The organism is Lujinxingia sediminis (genome assembly GCF_004005565.1).
Taxonomy (GTDB): domain Bacteria; phylum Myxococcota_A; class Bradymonadia; order Bradymonadales; family Bradymonadaceae; genus Lujinxingia; species Lujinxingia sediminis.
Map to the genome: position 1 here is coordinate 33,910 of NZ_SADD01000002.1, position 17,793 is coordinate 51,702.

Sequence of the window (17,793 nt, forward strand, 5' to 3'; positions counted from 1 at the left end):
GAGTAAGCAGCCAAGCTCAAGCGGAACAAGACGGATCTGTTTGGATTTGATATGATTTCAACCAAATATAAAACCGACAAGCGTTACTGTAGAGAAGCATATATATTGCTCCGCTTCAGATACTTCTCCGCCCCTCACACCCCCTCCAACACCCCAACCCTCTCCCCCAACACCCCATACAACCGCTCCATCGCCCCAACCGCCCTCCCAGCCACCTCGCCCCACCGAGCTTCGTCCGCCCATCCGCCAGGGACGGTGTAGCTGATGCGCGACACTTTCTTATCGTCGAGACGCTGCCAGTCGAGGTTGTCGCCAAACGCCGCTTCGATCGCCTCACGCTCGGCGTGGAGCGCGTCAAACAAAGGCTTGTTGTCGGCCGGGTTCGAGCTGTTGATGTAGAGCTCCACGCGGGTCTCCTCCATCAGTACCACGTAGTTCCATTCCTGCCCGTGCCGGCGTGCGCCGACGTAGCTCGCACGCCCCGGAGAAATGTTCGTATGCAACTCACTCCTCGCGTGCGACTCGGCGAGCAGCACCTTCCAGAATCCGTACCTCGCCTCGAAACGCCTGATGTCGCTGGGTCTCTCACTGGGTACCGCCTTCGCCGCCAACGACTCCCCATACACAATCTCCCCATGCACCGGAGCCCTCTCCCCACCCCCATCCACCTCCAACCGACTCGGATTCCACACCCACTCCGCAATCCTGATATACAACTCCTGCCGCTCGGCCTGGGCCTCGGGGCCAAAACTCTCGTAGGGCTTAAACGCCAGACCGGTGCGCTCGCGCAGCGCGCGGAACCCCGGGCTTTTCGCATACGCCGCCGGGTGCAGGCTCCGCGCCAGCATCGACTCGCCCTGGGTGACGTAGGCGTCGCGTTTGACCTCAAAGGTGGCGTCGCCGAGGCTCTGGTTGAGGCCGCGTTGCAGGAGGAGCAGGCCGCCCAGGCGGTTGCGCTCAACCTCGAATTCGGAGGGGTGGGCGAAGTCGTCGGCGAAGCGGTCGTAATCGTCGGCCCAGATATGTTCGATCTCGAAGGGGCGCGCGCGGCCCTGGGAGACGAGGTCCTCGAAGTGGGAGGTCAGGCCGCATTGGGCGTCGACCCAGTGGGTGAGGCGCGCGAGGATGTGGCGGATCTGGCGGTAGTTTTGATTATGCAGGCGCAGGCGCGGCTGGGTGACGAAGGTCTCGGGCTGGGCGTCGAGTTGCTCGCGTAAGAAGTCGGAGAGTTCCTGCACGTTTCGGTGGCGCAGCTCGCGGGTGAGCATGAAGAGGGTGTATTTGACCGAGGAGTACGCAATCGTGCGGAAGTTCCACACGCGGCGTGCAAGCCAGATGTCGAGGAAGTCGGCGACCAGGCGCACCTTCTGGCGCACCACCTGGTCGGAGTCGCCGGGGTGGAGTGCGGCGAGTAGGGCCTGGTGTTGGAGTGTGAACCCACGGTCTTCGTTGAAGTAGATGGACTCCCAGCCCTCGGTGATCTGCGTCGAGGCGCGGCGGATGGCGAGCGCGTATTTGCCGTAGAAGTTCAGGTCGCGTTGCACAAAGCGCACATAGCTCTCCGAGCTTTTCAGCCCCATGCGCTCCCGCTGGTCGCGCACCCAACGATGAAATTCGGAGCCGATGCGCTCATAGTCTTTGTTCTCGGCGCCCTTTTTGCCCGGGCGAATCGTCTCGGCGTAGCGAGCGCGCAGCCAGTTCTTAAAGAAGTCGATGTCCTCGTCGTCACCGAACTCTTTAAAGGCCTGCATATGGGCCTTCCAGGTGGTGTTGACCGCCCGCTGGTCCTCCTCACGGGTGATATTGGCGAGCACGTAGCCCTTGAGCATCTCGGCAAGGCTTAGCGAGAGGCCGCGGTCGTTCATCGTCTCGAAGATGGTGTAGGCGTCTTCGTCTTTGTACGCCTCGATCTCCACCAGGTGCACGTTCTCCAGGAGCCAGTCCACAAAATAGGGCAGCACCTCACCCGAGATCTCTTCGGGAAAATGGTCGCCGATATTCTCGTAGCGCCGCGCGATCGTCACCACCGACTCGCTCGCGTCGTGGAGGTTGGGCGAGCCGCCCTCCAGCAGCGTCTGCATCACGCCTTCACGCTCGGGCACCGCCAGGTTGAAGTCTTTGGTGCCGAAACGCTCCGAATAAATGAGCTTCGTGACATCGACCGCGCCCTCGATGCCGCGCTGCTGATGGTTCAAAAAGATCAGCAACAACGAGAGCGTGGTCAGGCGCTGCTGCCCGTCCACAATAAAGCGCTTGCTGCGCTTATGGCTGATGACGATCGAGCCCAGAAAATAATGCCCGTAGTCGGCCACCGCGCGGCGAGCGTGTTCCGGCTGATAGAAGTCCAGAAACTTGCCGCTGAGGTCGTCGATAAGCTCGCGCACCTGACGCTCCTGCCAGGCGTACTCGCGCTGGTAGAAGTCGATCGTGTAGCGCGCCCCGTCGAGCAGCTCGCGGACGGTGCGGGCGCGGCCTTCAATGCGTTTGGTCATGATCCCTCCGGTCAACCCTCACCCGCGCTCACAAGACCCACTCGCCGCGCCCGGAAAGGCACGCGAGGTTGCGGCCTCAGCGCGTGGGGCGCCGCACGAAGACTCCCCAGGCATGCATGGTGTGGTGGCTACAACGCCGAACTTAGATACAACTCTTTACCAGAGACGCGGTAGGCTGCCCAGTGGGGAAGTTGGGGGGCGGTGGGGATTAGGAGGCGTGTTGTCTCAAAGGCGCGTTCCGCGCCACCGCACCTACCCCAACCTCACCTCGCCACCCTGCAACACCCGAAAATCCTCCACCACCCGCCACGCCGTCGCAAAGGAGCATCCCGCGCGTCGCGCTGCCTCGGCGGCGTTCAGCTCGGGGTCGTGCTCCAGCACCGTCCACACGTCGGCGCGCCAGGAGGGGCCCATCCGCACGCGGTTTCGATAGCCGGCGTGCTGACGAACCAGCGCCTCGGGGGAGAGCACATCGGCGGCACGGTCGCGCAGGGTTCCAGCAGGGACGCGTAAAGGTGAACTTTCAAAACGCGCGTCTTCTCCGCGGCGTTCGATCTGGAAGTCGGTTCCAACGGGCATGAGATCCAGCGCAGGGCCCTCATAGAGTTTTGCGACTCTCGCAAAGCGCCGATCCTTTTTGAGCCACATTGCGACCGCCGCCCAGTAGGCGAGCACGCGCTGGGAGGGATGTTCGTCAACGCAGCGCGCGAGGCGGTCGACGTTGATGTGTTTCTGGTGGACATTAATCCAGGTCGTGAGCACGGCCAGCACGCGAAAGTCGTGGTTTTCCATACCGACCTCGGTGGCGAACACGAGTGTCTCTTCGATCGGCGCATCGGGGTTGGCGTCGCCGGCGAAGTTCATGCCGATCCCCACCATATCGCGGGTCAGCGAAGCGTCGTCGGGACGTTCGCTGAGCATCGTGCTTCGACTAAATGCCATGGTCGAGCCTTTTTTACAGGTCTTCGAGTGGTGCGCGGACGTGGTTGATAGGCGCTGCTGCTCAGCTATCTGTCGTCGAAGTTGCTCTGACTCAAGGTCGACCAGCGCCACACGCCTCACTCACCCTTCCCCCGCACCCGCTTCACCTCCCGCTCAAAATCACTCTCAAACTCCCGATCCTGCCGAACCCGGAACTTCGAATACTCCTCCTCGGCCAGCGCCTTTGCCACGTTCGCAGAGACCTTCCCGGCATTCGTCAAAACCTCGTACTCGTTAAACTCCAGAAACGCGTCGAGCTTTTTGATCCAGTCGGCCATCTTCATCGGCCGCTGGCGAGCGGCCTGGTTCTCGGCGTAATCGAGGTACATGGAGACGATGCGCTCCAGCTCTTTGATCTCGGTCTCGATCAGGTAGTTTTTCGCGACGCTCACATCCCTTTTGATGACCTTCCCGTCCGGCGCGTTCTTCCAGGTGGTGAGGCCCATGGCGGGTTTGTCGGCGTTGGCGCGCTCGGCGATGATCTCGGCGGCGGTCTTGCCAGCGACCGCCCAGTGCAGCTTGTTCTGCACCGTTTTAAAAAAGGTCTTCGTCATCGCCGCGTTCTTATCGTAGTCGACGCTGCACTGCTCGTAGATGTCCGTGATTTTTAGATAAAAGCGCCGCTCACTGGCCCGGATCTCCCGAATCCGCTCCAGAAGCTCGTCGAAGTAGTCCTTGCCAAAGCGCCGGTTGAGCTTGAGACGCTCATCATCAAGCACAAAGCCCTTGACGATAAACTCCCGCAGCGTGTTCGTCGCCCAGATGCGGAAACGGGTGGCCTGGGAGCTGTTGACGCGGTAACCGACGGAGATGATCGCGTCGAGGTTGTAGTGCGATATATCGCGAGAAACCGAGCGATTACCCTCGGTTCGAACTACTCGAAATTTTCGAGTAGTTGCCTCCTCCGTCAGCTCACCTGAGCTGTAGATCTCTTTTAAGTGGTGGATAATGGTCGGTACCTCCACCCCGAAAAGCTCGGCCATGTGCCGCTGCGAAAGCCAGAAGGTCTCATCCTCATGATGAACCTCAACCCGCACCTTGCCCTCAGCCGTCTCGTAGAAAATAAGCTCGGCTGGCGAGTGATCGCTCATGATGTCACCTCGTCAAAGAGTCGAAACGTGCCGTGTCGCGCTCGCGTCATCGCCGCGAACCTCCGTGACGCCACAGACGCCCAACCTTAGCTCGCCGCGCCCTTCGCTCACAATCTCGACGCCCAGGTCCCCAACTCAGCCTCCTTAGCTCTCGATCTCGACACCCAGATCCGCAACTCAGCACCCTTAGCTGGCGTTCTCGACACCCGAGTCCCGCCACTCAGCCTTCTTACCTACCGTTCTCGACACCCAGATCCGCAGCTCAGCTCCCTTACCTCCCGTTCTCGACACCCGAGTCTCACAACTCGGCTCCCTTAGCTGGCGTTCTCGACACCCAGATCCACGACTCAGCTTCCCTTACCTCCCGTTCTCGACACCCGAGTCCCCCAACTCAGCCCCCTTACCTCCCACTCTCTACACCCGAGTCCCCCAACTCAGCCCCCTTACCTCCCACTCTCTACACCCGAGTCCCACCGCTCAGCGCCGCCGGGGCACGCACGCATGCGTGGGCCGCCAGCGCACATGTCTGCAACGCCGCCGTGTTTTGATAGGCTCCGGCCAGCACGCTCGCATCCTCCCCTCACCGCCCTCACAAATCCCCCCCCCCCACAACCCCCGACGCCCCACAACCACACAACCACACAACCACACAACCACAAAGCGAACCCGCCAACCCCCACACAAACCTCCCCACCCCACAAACCTCCCCCCCCCAAAAAAAAGATCCCATGAACCTCCCCCTCATCATCGACCTCCACAAACCCCACCCGCGCCTCGGCCCCGGCTCCCGCGCCGACACCCTGCGCGCCATCGAGCTCGCCGGCCTTCGCGAGCGCCGCGACTTAGAGATCGCCGACCTGGGCTGCGGCACCGGCGCCTCCGCCCTGGTGCTGGCCGAGAGCCTCGACACCCACATCACCGCCGTCGATCTTTTTCCCGACTTCCTCGACGAGCTCGAGCGCCGCGCCACCGAGCGGGGCCTCGACGGGCGCATCACCCCGCTCGAAGCCTCCATCGACGCGCTCCCCTTTGAGCCGGAGTCTCTCGACGCCATCTGGTCGGAGGGCGCCATCTACAACCTGGGCTTTGAGGGCGGGCTGAAGGCCTGGCGCCCCTTCCTCAAACCGGGCGGCATCCTGGCCGTCTCCGAGATCACCTGGCTCACCGCCGAGTCTCCCGAAACGACGCTGGCGGCGCCCCCGCGTCCTCCCCTCACGACGCGCCCCTCCGAAATCCAGGAGTACTGGCAGAACGCCTACCCCGAAATCGACCCGGCCTCCGCCAAAATCGCCCAACTCGAAGCACAGGGCTTCACCCCCATCGGCTACTTTCCCCTGCCCCCCTCAAGCTGGCTTGACGCCTACTACCGCCCCCTCCAGGCCGACTTCGACGCCTTTCTTCAGCGTCACAACCACTCCGACGACGCCCGGGCCTGCGTCGCCGAACACCAGCACGAGATCGAACTCTACGAGCGCTACCTGGCCTACTACAGCTACGGCTTCTACATCGCCCGCAAGGTATGAGTCCGCCTCCCCCTGCACACCAAAAAACCCGAGCGCATCCAGGACAAAGCCGCCAGCGTCGTCCTGGAGCGCTCGCCACACCGCACACTAAAAAACCCGAGCGCATCACTCAATCGTAATATCCACCTCACGAACCATCTCGACGACGATCCCTGACGCCCCCGCCCTACCAAAACTCACCTCACCGGCAACGCGTTTAAGACCGATTCGCGGAGTAGCACCGCGCTCCAACCACGCCGACGAAATCGCAAGCTCCTCCTGATCACCAACGCCGTTGGCGCGAGAGAGCATGCGACCATCAAGCAGCCCCTCGGCCATCACGCCCTGCTCAATCGGCTCAAACGCAATCGCAAGATCCTGATTGCGCGGATAGGACTCACCTTCAACCGGCGACAGAAGCCGACCGAAAGGAATCAACTCCGTGGTCTTTTGGGCCGAGGGGACCCCGGGCGCTTCCATCTTCATCCGATACACGGCGGCCACCCCTTGAGCAGAGCCGGTGTAGATACCGCCCCCTTGATGGGTGAGCTCGATCCAGTCAAAGTCCTCATCATCAGACGCCCCCACATCACCAACGCCCACGAGCACCGTGCCGTCTTCAACCGGAATCTCATCGTCTTCGCTCGAGTCCTCATCGGGCCGCAGCGCAAATTCCGCGTGAAAGATCACGTCCACCTCGGCCGAATCGACGACCTCCATATTTCCGTTCATCGACGCATCATCATCAGGGCGCACCTGAACCCGCATCGAACTTTTCCGCCAGGTGTACCCTTCCCGCTCGCTCCCATCAGACACCTCGCCATTGCCCCCGGAATCACTCCCGGCATCGGCGACAATGCCCTTCGGCTCCTCGCCGCCGCACGATAATCCAATCACCAGCGCAAGCAGCATAGCCACACGACCAACAATCAAACGATAGTTTCGATACATGAGCTCTCCCTTATTTTCAGCGTGACGTTACCACACAGCGAGCAGACGTCGGCATTGATGGATACGACATGGAAAACACCTCGGGCAACATACCCAACCCAGGCGATGCGTCAGGAAGCGTTCAGGCGTTGCAACGCACTTCAAGGCGCTTTCAACGAAGCACGCGCGACATCGACGTTAACTTCCAGCGTAGACATGAGCGGAGTTCTTACGTCAGAACTCGGCCGCCTTCAAGCACTTCCCTTTTCTCTCAACAGGGCGCGGGGCTGGACGCACGTCCCCCCCTTATTTTCATTCAAAGCGAGAAGACGCGTTCCCCCTGCTATACCTTGAGCAGACGTTGATGTCCCGGGAGCGCTCAGCGCCCGCAAACTTGATCGCCTTCGAACAAACCGTTACAAAAAGATCAGTGATCTCTCCCGCAATGGCGCACACGCTCCTCTCAGGCGAACGCGCACCGTTCCCCTCCTGTAGCTCCTCCCCCCTCCTATCTTCGCATCGCCACGGCCACGTCGTATGCCCTCCACCGCCCTCGTCACCCTCGCCCACGCCCCCACCATCGAGGGCGTTCGCCTCCATAAAGTCATCGGACGCGGCGCTGAATCGGTGGTCATTCTGGCCAGCCGCGGCGTTGACTCCGTGGCGGTGAAAACCTCCCGCGAACCCGGCCAGCACCTCTCGGATAACCGCCGCCGACGCTTTCTGCGCGAGGGCTGCCTGCTGGCATGCCTGACCCACCCGGCGCTGCCCCGCATCTTCGAGGTCGGTGAGTCCGATAAGACGCCCTACATCGTGCTGGAGTATGTGAAGGGCGAAACTCTGCAGCAGGTCGTGGCCAGCCGCACCTTAAGCTCCGACGCTATCCTGGGCATCGCCACCGAGTTGGCTGACGCCCTGGCCCAGGTCCACGACCACGGGCTTATTCATCGCGATATTCACCCGGCCAACATCCTCCTCGATGACGCCAGGCCGCGGCTGATCGACTTCGGCCTGGCCGCCGATGCCGTCGCCGACGACGCCCAGCGCCTGGAAGGCACTCTGCGCTTTATGGCCCCGGAGCAGGGCGGCATGCTCGATCGCCTCGTCGACCACCGCTCCGATCTCTACAGCCTGGGCGCCGTGCTTTACTATGCGGCCACCGGCAAGCCCCCCTTCGACGGGGAGGAGCGCCACGAGATCCTCACCCGCCACGCCACCGCCCCCGTTCCCGATCCCCTCAAAGACCGCCCCGACCTCGACCCGACGCTCGCAGCCATCCTCCAGCGTCTCCTGGCCAAAGATCCCTCCGACCGCTTTCCCTCGGCCGGCGCCCTTCTCAGCGCCCTGCAGAACATCAAAAGCCCGCGCGCCGCGGTCGCCGTCGACCACGGCGTTCATGAGCTCGTCGGCCGCCGCGCCGAGCTCCAGCAACTCCTGGAGGCCTGGGATCACTCCCAGAACAACAACACCACCCTGGTCATCGTCGAAGGCCCCTCCGGCAGCGGCAAATCTCGTCTGATCCACGAGCTCCTCACCCGTGCGGCCTCAGAGGGCGCGGGCACCTTCTCCATCACCATCCAGCCCGAAGAACCCCACCCCTTCGCCCCTCTGCAGCGCCTCTTCGACCCGGTCTGCGACCACATCGACCAACTCTCCGGCGACGAGTTGATGATGACCGCCGACTTCTTCTTGCAGACCATCGACCACCGCCTCGACGCCCTCCAACTCGCGGTACCGCGCCTGGCCCGACAGCTCGCCATCGCCGCCAACACCGATGCCCCGGCCGAGGTCGACCTGCGCTCCGACGTCGTCTACGACGCGATGGCCACCATCCTTCAGCAGATCGCCTCGAACATGAACGGCGCGCTCATCGCCATCGACAACGCCCAGTGGCTTGATGACGCCACCGAACGCGTCCTGCAACGCCTCGACCTCTCCCGCAGCGAAGCCCCCCTGCTCATCCTGCTCGGTGCCGACGACTCCCAGCACGCCTCCCCCCGCACCACCCAGCTCGCCGGAGCCCTGCGCCGTATCCTGCATAACCGCGTCGCGCTCTCTCAGCTCACGCTTCGCGAAGTCGATGCGCTGATTCGCGCGCGCCTGGCCGGTGCCGACGTCGATATCACCCTGGTCGAGCGCATCTTCTCGGTCAGCGGCGGCAACGCCTACGCCGTTGAGAGCTTCATCCGCACGCTGCTCGACGCCGCCGTGCTCCGCCCATCCTGGGGCCGCTGGACCCTGGACACCGAGCGTCTCCAGAAACTCGATCTGCCCGATGATATGGCCGAGCTTTTGCACTTCCAGCTCGACCAACTTCCCTCCGAGACCCGCGACATCCTGACCTGGATCGCCCTCTTCGGCGTGGTCGACCACCCCGAAGAGCTGGCCCTCTGCGCCGAGGTCGAGCTCGGACAGGTCGAAGACGCCTTCGCCCAGGCTGGCCTGGCCGGCCTGCTGCGAAACCTCCCCGACCAGGGCTTCTCGCTCATCCATAACTCGCTGCGCCAGCGTCTCCTCGACGACCTCGATCCGGCCGAACGCCACCGCCGCCACCAGGCCATCGCCCTGACCCTTGACCAGGGCGACAATGCCGATGACCACCTCTTCGATCTCGCGCGCCATTACGCCCTGGGCCTCCCCCACCTCAACCCGGACCGTGCCCTCAACATCAACCACAAAGCCGGCATGCTCGCCATGCAGAGCTTTGCCTACCAGCAGGCCTTTAGCTTCCTGCGCGAGGCCGCCCGCATCGCCGAGGACTCGGGCACCCACCATGCCACCCTCGACGCCGACCTGGGCCGCATCGCCGCCCGCACCGGCCACCTCGACATGGCGCGCAAGCACTTAAGCCGCGCCATCGAACAGGCCTCCGACCCCTACCTGCGCGCGCAGCTCCGCGGCGACCTCGCCAACGTCGACATCACCAACCTCGACATCTCCCAGGCCCGCCGACAGCTCGAATCCGCCCTGGGTGAGATCGGCGAATCCATCCCTCGCCCCACCCCAAAAGATCTGGTGATCAGCCTCGGGGGCTTTGCCCGCGGAGAACTCACCTCCCGCATCCCCCTGCTCCAATCCTGGCTGCAAAAACCCGTCTCCCACAGCGAGCGCCGCCACCTGGAGGTCCTCTCCGATCTCTACAACTACGGCTCACGCATCGGCTACTTCACCTTCGACGACGAGCTGCTCCTCCAGATCGCCCTGCGCCAACACGAGCTCGCCCTGCGCCTCAACGACTCCGCACTTCTGGCCCGCACCCACAGCCTGCTCGGCTTTATGAGCGCCATGATGGGCCGCCCCTACTGGAGCAATGACCACGCCCGTCGAGCGCTTGAGCACGCGGGATCGACGCGGGATCGCTCCGTTTTGGGGATGGTTCATTTTATGAATGCGATGACCCGCGACTTCGAAGGACATACCCTCAAAGCCGAGCGTATGTTCGAAGAGTCGGTCATGGATCAGGGCCAGTGGCTCGACGCCTGGGAGTATGCTTCCGGCTCGACGGTCCTCACCGAAACCTACGCTCTGCGCGGCCACCACCGCCGCGCCCTCTCGGTCGCCCACCAGGCCATTCGCGAACTCCACTCTCGTCTGGGCGAAGACAACGCCGAGCGCCAGTTCGTCACCACCCCGCTGCAGGCCATGGCCATGACCTCACTCGCGGCCCTGGGACAGACCGAAAGCCTGCGCGACTACGAGGCCGCCGTCCAACGCTACTTCGCCGTGACCGGCGCCCAGCTCTACTACCACGCGGTCTTCCACCACAGCCTGCTGATGTACTGCGTCGAGCGCCAGGACATCGACGCTCGCGCCGACCGCCACATCGAGGGCTTTGAAGCCCTCCCGATGAACCTGCCCAACGTCCAGTTCTACCTGCGCCCCTTCTACGTCTGGAAAAGCTGGATCTATCTCTTACGCGTCGAACGCGCGCTGGAACGCGACCTGGCCCCTCCCTTCAGCAGGCTCAAAGAGGCCCTGGCCGAGCTCGACCAATGCGCCAACGTGCCGCTCCTGCGCGCCTACCACCACCTCTTCTCCGGCTTTCTCGCGCTCTACCAGAAGCGCACCGACGAGGTTGGTGGCCACTTCGAACAAGCCCGAAGACTCGCTGACGACAGCGACATGCCCCTTGTCCACTTCGAGCTCGCCCGCGGCTACGCCCTGCTCTACCGCTCAAGCTCCGCCACTGACGTCACCTCCCGCTACGTCCGCCAGGCCCTCCAGATCGCGCAAGATCAGGGCTGGTCGCGCCGACTGCGCCGCCTGCGCGCCGACTTTGCCGAAGAGCTCCGCGCCGGCTCCAACCCCCTGATGACCCGCTCCTCCACCGCCACCCGCGGCTCCTTTACCTCCACCGACTACCTCACCTCGCGCATGCAGCAGCAGTTCGACGCGCTGCTGCGCATCCACCAGGTCTTGAGCGATCTGGGTACCCCCCAGACCAAACTCAACCAGGTCCTCGACGAGCTCATCGCCATCTTCGGCGCGGAACGCGGCTTCTTCTTCCACGTCGACCCCGATGACGAGCGACGCCTGCTCCTTGAGGCCACGCGCCATGCCGACAACCGCCTCAAAGACGCCGCCCTCCCCCTCAACGACGCCGTCGACGCCCTCGAACTCGCGCATACATCCTGGGCTGACGGCATCGTCCAACAGGTCTTCGCCACCCAACGCCCCCTGGTCGTGCACAACGTGCGCGAAGGTGCCCGCTGGGATCAGGAGGCCTTTGACGACCACCTGCGCAGCGCCATCGCCGTCCCCATGATCTCCCGCGCCCAGACCCGCGGCGTCGTCTACCTCGACTCCACCCTCTCCGAGGGCGTCTTTGCACAAAGCGACATCCGCACCCTCCAGGGCCTCACAAACTCCCTGGCCGTGCTCCTGGAAGCCGCCCGCACCACTCGCCTGGAAGCCGAGGTCGCCCGCGCCACCGAGAAGAGCGCATCCCTTCTGGAGCACGCCACCAGCGCCGTTCAACTCGGCCTGGCCATCACCGACCCCGGAGGCCTTCTCATCAGCGCCAGCCCCACCCTCCACACCATGGCCGAGCCCTGGGGCTCGGCCACCCGATGGTGGTCCATCGCCCTTGAGGCCTGCGACTGGCAGGACGCCGCCACCGGTCTGGCAGGTGACCTCAACCTTAAGAGCGCCCTGGCCGACGTCCGCACCCCCGACAACCTGCGCCGCATCTTCGAGCTCACCGACACCGGCTCCCAACACCAGCTCGGCGAACATGCCAACCACAGCGTCTTCCTCGTGCGCGACGTCACCTCCAGCATCCTGGCCGACGAAGAACGCCAGCGCCTCAACGAGGATCTCGAACTCGCCACCGAACAGGCCTTAAGCGCCAACCGCGCCAAGAGCACCTTCCTGGCCAACATGAGCCACGAGCTGCGCACCCCCCTCAACGCCATCATCGGCTACGCCGAGATGCTCCTCGAAGAGCACTCCCCCGACGAGTTCCCCGCCCTGGCCGCCGACCTCGACCGCATCCAGGTCGCCGGCAAGCACCTGCTGCGCCTGGTCAGTGACATCCTTGACCTCTCCAAGATCGAAGCCGGCCACATCGAGCTCCTCCCCCACGAGTTCTCCCTGGCCGCCATGATCGACGATGTCGCCGCCACCGCTCGCCAGCTCGTTGAGAGCAACCACAACACCCTCACCCTCTCCCCCATCCCCGACGTCACCCTCTTCAACGACGAAACTCGCCTCCGCCAGATCCTCCTCAACCTCCTGGGCAACGCCGCCAAATTCACCGAAGACGGAAACGTCACCCTCACCATCTCCCTCATCGAGGCTCGCCACCACGCCACCTCCCTTCCCCCGGGAGGCGATCCCCCCCCCGCCAACGAAGACTCCGAAGTGCTCCCCTCCCAGAGCTGGCTCGCCATCAAAATCGCCGACTCCGGCATCGGCATGACCCCCGACGAGCTCGAACGCCTCTTCGAAGCCTTCTACCAGGCCGACCAGCGCTCCATCTCCCGCCATGGCGGCACCGGCCTCGGCCTCACCATCACCCGTCGTTTCTGCGACCTGATGGGCGGCTCCATCCACGTCGAAAGCACCCCCGGCGAAGGCACCACCTTCACCATCGAAATCCCCACCCGCATCGACCCCACCCTCGACCCCGACCTTCTGGCACTGCAAAACATGGTCGACTGAGCCTTCTGCCCCGGGCGCCCCGACGCACCCCACCTCCCAGAGGTCCTCTGAGCTAGTCTGGACCATTCTCAACCACCTCCCAGAGGTCCTCTGAGCTAGTCTGGACCATCCCCAACCACCTCCCAGAGGTCCTCTGAGATGGTCTGGACCATCCTCAACCACCTCCCGGAGGTCCTCTGCGATAGCATCGTCCTGTTTTTCCACCTCCCAGAGGTCCTCTGCGATAGCATCGTCCTGATTTTCTACCTCCCAGAGGTCCTCCGAGATGGTCTGGACCATTCTCAACCACCTCCCAGAGGTCCTCTGCGATAGCATCGTCCTGTTTTTCCACCTCCCAGAGGTCCTCTGAGATGGTCTGGACCATTCTCAACCACCTCCCAGAGGTCCTCTGCGATGGCATCGTCCTGTTTTTCTACCTCCCAGAGGTCCTCCGAGATGGTCTGGACCATCCCCAACCACCTCCCAGAGGTCCTCTGAGATGGTCTGATACTAAAATTTAACGCTCGCGAGCTCCCCTGCGTTGGTATCAGACCAAAATTTAACGCTCGCGAGCTCCCCTGCGTTGGTATCAGACCAAAATTTAACGCTCGCGAGCTCCCCTGCGTTGGTACCAGACCAAAATTTTACGCTCGCGAGCTCCTTCCGAGTACTCCAGACCAAAAATTAACGCTCACGAGCTCCCCTACGTTGGTATCAGACCAAAAAATAGAGCTCGCGAGCTCCTTCCGAGTACTCCAGACCAATCTCAACACGCTCACGAGCTCCTTTGAGTTGGTACCAGACCAAAAATTAACGCTCACGAGCTCCCTTACGTTGGTACCAGACCAAAAAATAGAGCTCGCGAGCTCCCTTACGTTGGTCTGGAGCACTTCACACACGCTCCGGACCGTTTTTTTTTGGGTTCAGACCAACCTCCCGGCGCTCCCGAGCTCCCTTGAGTTGGTCTGGAGCACTTCATCCACGCTCAAAAGCGTCATCCAGGTCCGCATGAGCAACACGAACAAGCTCTCGACCCTCTCTCAGTTGGTCTGAACCCATCCGCTCGCACTTCCGAGCATGCAACTCTGCTCGACCTCCTCCCCAGCTTCCTACTCGTCGACCTACACGACCTCTGAGTCGGGCTCATTCACACCCCCTTCCGCCCCATCCCATAGATCCGCGGCGGCGTCATAATCGACCACACCTCGACCTCTTCCAACCCCTTGAGCACCACATCACGATACGCGTACTCACTAAAGCGATAGAAGTCGTAGGGCGCGTCATGAATGCGCATGGTGATCGTGCCCCGCTTAAGCGCATCGGGCAGCCCCAACTTATGGGCCAGCCCACGCACGCGATTTCCCACCTCTTCCTGACCAAAGCCGGGCGTGCTCACCACCAGCCATCCCCCCGGGCGCAGCACCCGTTTCATCTCGTCGAGCGCGCGCCAGAAGTCCGGGATATGCTCAAGCGTCGAAGCGCATACGATCAGATCAAAGCTCCTGTCTTCAAAGACAAGCTCACGAGCGTCACCCTTCTGCACCTCAAAATCCCCAAAACTCCCCTCCAGAGTCAGGTTCACGCCCACCTTGCGCGCGCCCTCATGAAGCGCTGAGCCTTTGAGCGCCGAGGCGTTGAGCAGCGAGCGTGCGTCGGGGATCGCCCCGATCTCCAGCACCGCCTCAAAGGGCGCTGTATCGGGCCGGGCCACCAGCTCGCCAATCAGACGCTCATATTCCTCATAGGTACGGTTGATCATCGAATTCACCAGCGCTTAAAGGGAATGATGCCGTCAGCATGACCGAGGCTGTTACAGGTTCGCTTCGGTTAGCAGCCCCTCCCTTACCAGTCAACTAAAGGGGGCGATGATGAACCGAGTCGCCCTCCATCCCACAATCCCCATCGGTGGCCTTCCCCCCTACCTCGTGCTAAGGGGAGCCTACGTTGGTAGTCCTCGATCCATCCGAGCCTTCATGTCCCGTCGTAACCCCGAGCAGTACATCAGCACCGAGCATCTTGAGCACGACCTCGAGGGCCAATCGGTGCGCGGCGGCACCCTGACCGCCCTGGCCCAGATCCTCAAATCGCTCCTGGAAATGGGCTCGACCTTCATCCTCGCCAGGCTCATCTCTCCGGAAGATTTTGGCCTCTTCGGCATGGTGATCATCGTCACCGGCTTTCTGGCGATGTTCAAAGACCTGGGCCTGGCCATGGCCACGATCCAGCGCGAGAACATCACCCACGCGCAGGTCAGCGCGCTCTTCTGGATCAACGTCCTGTTGAGCCTGGTCATCACCCTGATCACCGCCGGCTCCGCCTGGGCCCTGGCCTGGGTCTTCGAAGAGCCGCGCCTCGTGCCGATCGCGTTAGGACTGGCCGGTGCCTTCCTCTTCGGCGGCCTCACCGTCCAGCACGAGGCGCTACTTCGCCGCCAGATGCGCTTTGGGCGCCTGGCCGCCGTCGAGGTCACCGCGATGGCACTAAGTGTCGGATTGGCTGTCGTCGTGGCCCTACAAGGCGGTGGCTACTGGGCGCTGGTCGTCAACTCGGTAGCGCTGGCCGTGGCCAGCTGCCTGGGCGTCTGGATCGCCTGCGGCTGGCGCCCCGCGCGCCCGGCCCGGGCCGAGGGCCTGCGCTCCATGCTGGCCTTTGGCGCGGATATGACCGGCTTTAACTTCGTCAACTACTTCGCGCGCAACTTTGACGACTTCCTCATCGGGCGTTTTCACGGCGCCGCGCAGCTGGGCTTTTATCAGATGGCCTACAAGATCCTGATGATTCCGCTGCGCCAGATCAATCACCCCGTCGGCCAGATTGCCATCCCGGCGCTCAGCCGTGTGGTCAGCGACCCGGTGCGCTACCGTCAGATGTATTTGCGCGTGCTCGAAAAGCTCCTGCTCGTCACCATGCCTCTGGGGGCCATTTTGGTGGCCGGCGCCGACTGGATCATTCTCAGCGTGCTCGGTGACGCCTGGGCCCCGACGATCCCGATCTTCGCCGTGCTAGGGTTGTCGATCTTTACGCAGACCATCGGCAACACCACCGGCTGGCTCTTCGTCTCCCAGGACCGCACCCGCGAGTTCTTCCACTGGGGACTTGTAAGCTCGGGGCTGGTCGCCATCTCCTTTGCCCTGGGCATTTACTGGGGCGCGCTGGGTGTGGCGATTGCCTACACCGCCCTGGGCATCGTCCTGCGGACCCCGCTCCTGCTGTGGTTTGTGACCCGGCGCGGCCCGATCAATATGCGCGACTTCTACCGCACCGCGCTCCTCCCTATGTTGGCCGCCCTTGGCGGCGTCTGCTCCCTGCTGGCGCTGCGTCAGCTCGTCGTACTCGACTCCCCGGTGGCCATGTTCGCCCTGGCTATCCCGACCTGCTTCATCGGCGCCCTGCTCGCACTCGTTGCGCTGCCCGCCGGCCGCCGTGCCCTCTATGATCTTATCGCGCTGGCACGCTACATCCGTGCCGGTCGCGACATCAGCGAATCTACCGGAGACACCCCCTGATCATGAGCACTTCCACGTACCAGCTGGCCTCGCTACGCTTTTCGATCGAAGGCCGTCACACCGTCGCGCGCGCAGTAAAAAACGAGATGGCCTCGCTGCAACAGCCTGTCGACGGACCGGTCGACATCGCCTTTCGCTTTGTCGATCGCATCGCCCCTGCTCCAAACGCGGTTCTGGCCGGGCGCTGGGCATTGAGTCCCGACGCCCTCAGCGCCCGCGGCGACGGATTCGAGTTTCGCATCACCCCCACCGACAACGCCCTGACCATCGATGTCGTCCCCGACTCCGGTCTCACCCACAACCCTTTGACCGAAGCCTGGCGCCGCGCCAATGACTGGAACTACCTCTCGCGCGGGGAGACCGTCGCCAAGAACTTCATGTACGACCTCTTCGACTTCGTCAGCGCCTGGAAGCTCTCCGAACGTGACTGCTCCTACATTCACGCCTCCACCCTCTCACGCGACGATCGTGCCGTGGCCCTGATCGCCTGGGGCGGCATCGGCAAGACCACCTCCCTGCTCAAGCTCGTCACCGAAGATGGCTGGCGTTTTTTGAGCGATGACCTCGGCCTGATCAACGCGCAGGGCCGTGTCTTCCGAACCCCCCGACACCTTCAGATTTACGCCTACAACCTGGAGGGCCAGCCCGCCATCGCGCGTCAGCTCCTTCATGGGCGAAACCCCATCGATCGCGTCAACTGGGAGTGGCGCCGACGCCGCTTCGGCGTCAAAAAGGTGCGCCGACGCGTCTCCGCCGAAAGTCTCTTTGGCAACGAACGCGTCGCTCACAGCGCACAACTTCATCAGGCGATCTTTCTGGAGCGCGTAAAAAACCCGACCTTTAGCGTCGTGCCCATCTCTTCAGACGATCTGGCCGAGCGCGCTGCGACCATCCTCATCGACGAGCTCTCCAGCCTGCGCGACCTCTCCGTCGTCGCCAGAAGCCACGGCCAGACCTTGCACACCCCCGATCTCCAAACCTTCGTCGAGCGCTGCCAGCGCACACTCAGCTCGGCCTTTGCCGAGGTGCCCACCGCAATCCTGCGCATCCCCGCCGATGCCGACCCCGACGCCCTGGCCGATACGCTCAGAGACCACCTCGACCTATAAGGGCCTCCCCACCCTTTCGCTCCCCGATGGCCCTTCTCCCG

General features: G+C 63.1%; 9 protein-coding genes. 4 read left to right on the plus strand and 5 right to left on the minus strand.

All coding sequences use genetic code 11. The features are described 5' to 3' along the window. Positions 1 to 134: 134 nt before the first annotated feature. The 3 genes from EA187_RS06010 to EA187_RS06020 form a co-directional block, all read right to left on the minus strand. Complete coding sequence (locus EA187_RS06010; protein ID WP_127779529.1) at positions 135 to 2,492, minus strand: DUF4268 domain-containing protein; 2,358 nt, start codon at positions 2,490 to 2,492, stop codon at positions 135 to 137. Between the two features lie 252 nt (positions 2,493 to 2,744). After that, complete coding sequence (locus EA187_RS06015; RefSeq protein ID WP_127779531.1) at positions 2,745 to 3,434, minus strand: hypothetical protein; 690 nt, start codon at positions 3,432 to 3,434, stop codon at positions 2,745 to 2,747. Between the two features lie 116 nt (positions 3,435 to 3,550). Next, positions 3,551 to 4,564 carry a virulence RhuM family protein gene (locus EA187_RS06020; RefSeq protein ID WP_127779533.1) on the minus strand — a complete coding sequence of 338 codons (1,014 nt, stop codon included), beginning with the start codon at positions 4,562 to 4,564 and terminating at the stop codon, positions 3,551 to 3,553. 728 nt (positions 4,565 to 5,292) lie between these two features. On the opposite strand from EA187_RS06020, the gene EA187_RS06025 reads away from it, so the two are divergent. Next, a complete protein-coding gene (locus EA187_RS06025) occupies positions 5,293 to 6,087 on the plus strand; it encodes a class I SAM-dependent methyltransferase (protein ID WP_127779535.1) in 795 nt (264 codons plus the stop codon). Positions 6,088 to 6,192: 105 nt separating this feature from the next. Here EA187_RS06025 and EA187_RS06030 read toward each other — a convergent pair whose 3' ends face one another. Further along, a complete protein-coding gene (locus EA187_RS06030; RefSeq protein ID WP_127779536.1) occupies positions 6,193 to 7,017 on the minus strand; it encodes a hypothetical protein in 825 nt (274 codons plus the stop codon). A gap of 516 nt (positions 7,018 to 7,533) precedes the next feature. Here EA187_RS06030 and EA187_RS06035 point away from each other — a divergent pair. Next, the gene (locus EA187_RS06035; RefSeq protein WP_127779538.1) at positions 7,534 to 13,158 is read left to right on the plus strand and encodes a protein kinase domain-containing protein; all 5,625 of its coding nucleotides are present in this window, start codon (positions 7,534 to 7,536) and stop codon (positions 13,156 to 13,158) included. A 1,126-nt stretch (positions 13,159 to 14,284) separates the two neighbouring features. On the opposite strand, the gene EA187_RS06040 is transcribed toward EA187_RS06035, so the two are convergent. Beyond that, complete coding sequence (locus tag EA187_RS06040) at positions 14,285 to 14,896, minus strand: class I SAM-dependent methyltransferase (RefSeq protein WP_127779540.1); 612 nt, start codon at positions 14,894 to 14,896, stop codon at positions 14,285 to 14,287. A 214-nt stretch (positions 14,897 to 15,110) separates the two neighbouring features. On the opposite strand from EA187_RS06040, the gene EA187_RS06045 reads away from it, so the two are divergent. Together EA187_RS06045 and EA187_RS06050 are read left to right on the plus strand one after the other, a co-directional pair. Then, a complete protein-coding gene (locus tag EA187_RS06045; protein WP_164856050.1) occupies positions 15,111 to 16,643 on the plus strand; it encodes a lipopolysaccharide biosynthesis protein in 1,533 nt (510 codons plus the stop codon). Between the two features lie 2 nt (positions 16,644 to 16,645). After that, positions 16,646 to 17,752, plus strand: coding sequence for a hypothetical protein (locus EA187_RS06050; RefSeq protein ID WP_115606778.1), 1,107 nt, complete (start codon positions 16,646 to 16,648; stop codon positions 17,750 to 17,752). Positions 17,753 to 17,793: the final 41 nt, after the last annotated feature.

Excerpts from the sequence above, each read along its gene's own strand:
- EA187_RS06045 (WP_164856050.1), top strand. The coding sequence starts at position 15,111 with ATGTCCCGTCGTAACCCCGAGCAGTACATCAGCACCGAGCATCTTGAG.
- EA187_RS06015 (WP_127779531.1), bottom strand. The coding sequence starts at position 3,434 with ATGGCATTTAGTCGAAGCACGATGCTCAGCGAACGTCCCGACGACGCT.
- EA187_RS06050 (WP_115606778.1), top strand. The coding sequence starts at position 16,646 with ATGAGCACTTCCACGTACCAGCTGGCCTCGCTACGCTTTTCGATCGAA.
- EA187_RS06035 (WP_127779538.1), top strand. The coding sequence starts at position 7,534 with ATGCCCTCCACCGCCCTCGTCACCCTCGCCCACGCCCCCACCATCGAG.
- EA187_RS06025 (WP_127779535.1), top strand. The coding sequence starts at position 5,293 with ATGAACCTCCCCCTCATCATCGACCTCCACAAACCCCACCCGCGCCTC.
- EA187_RS06040 (WP_127779540.1), bottom strand. The coding sequence starts at position 14,896 with ATGATCAACCGTACCTATGAGGAATATGAGCGTCTGATTGGCGAGCTG.
- EA187_RS06020 (WP_127779533.1), bottom strand. The coding sequence starts at position 4,564 with ATGAGCGATCACTCGCCAGCCGAGCTTATTTTCTACGAGACGGCTGAG.
- EA187_RS06030 (WP_127779536.1), bottom strand. The coding sequence starts at position 7,017 with ATGTATCGAAACTATCGTTTGATTGTTGGTCGTGTGGCTATGCTGCTT.
- EA187_RS06010 (WP_127779529.1), bottom strand. The coding sequence starts at position 2,492 with ATGACCAAACGCATTGAAGGCCGCGCCCGCACCGTCCGCGAGCTGCTC.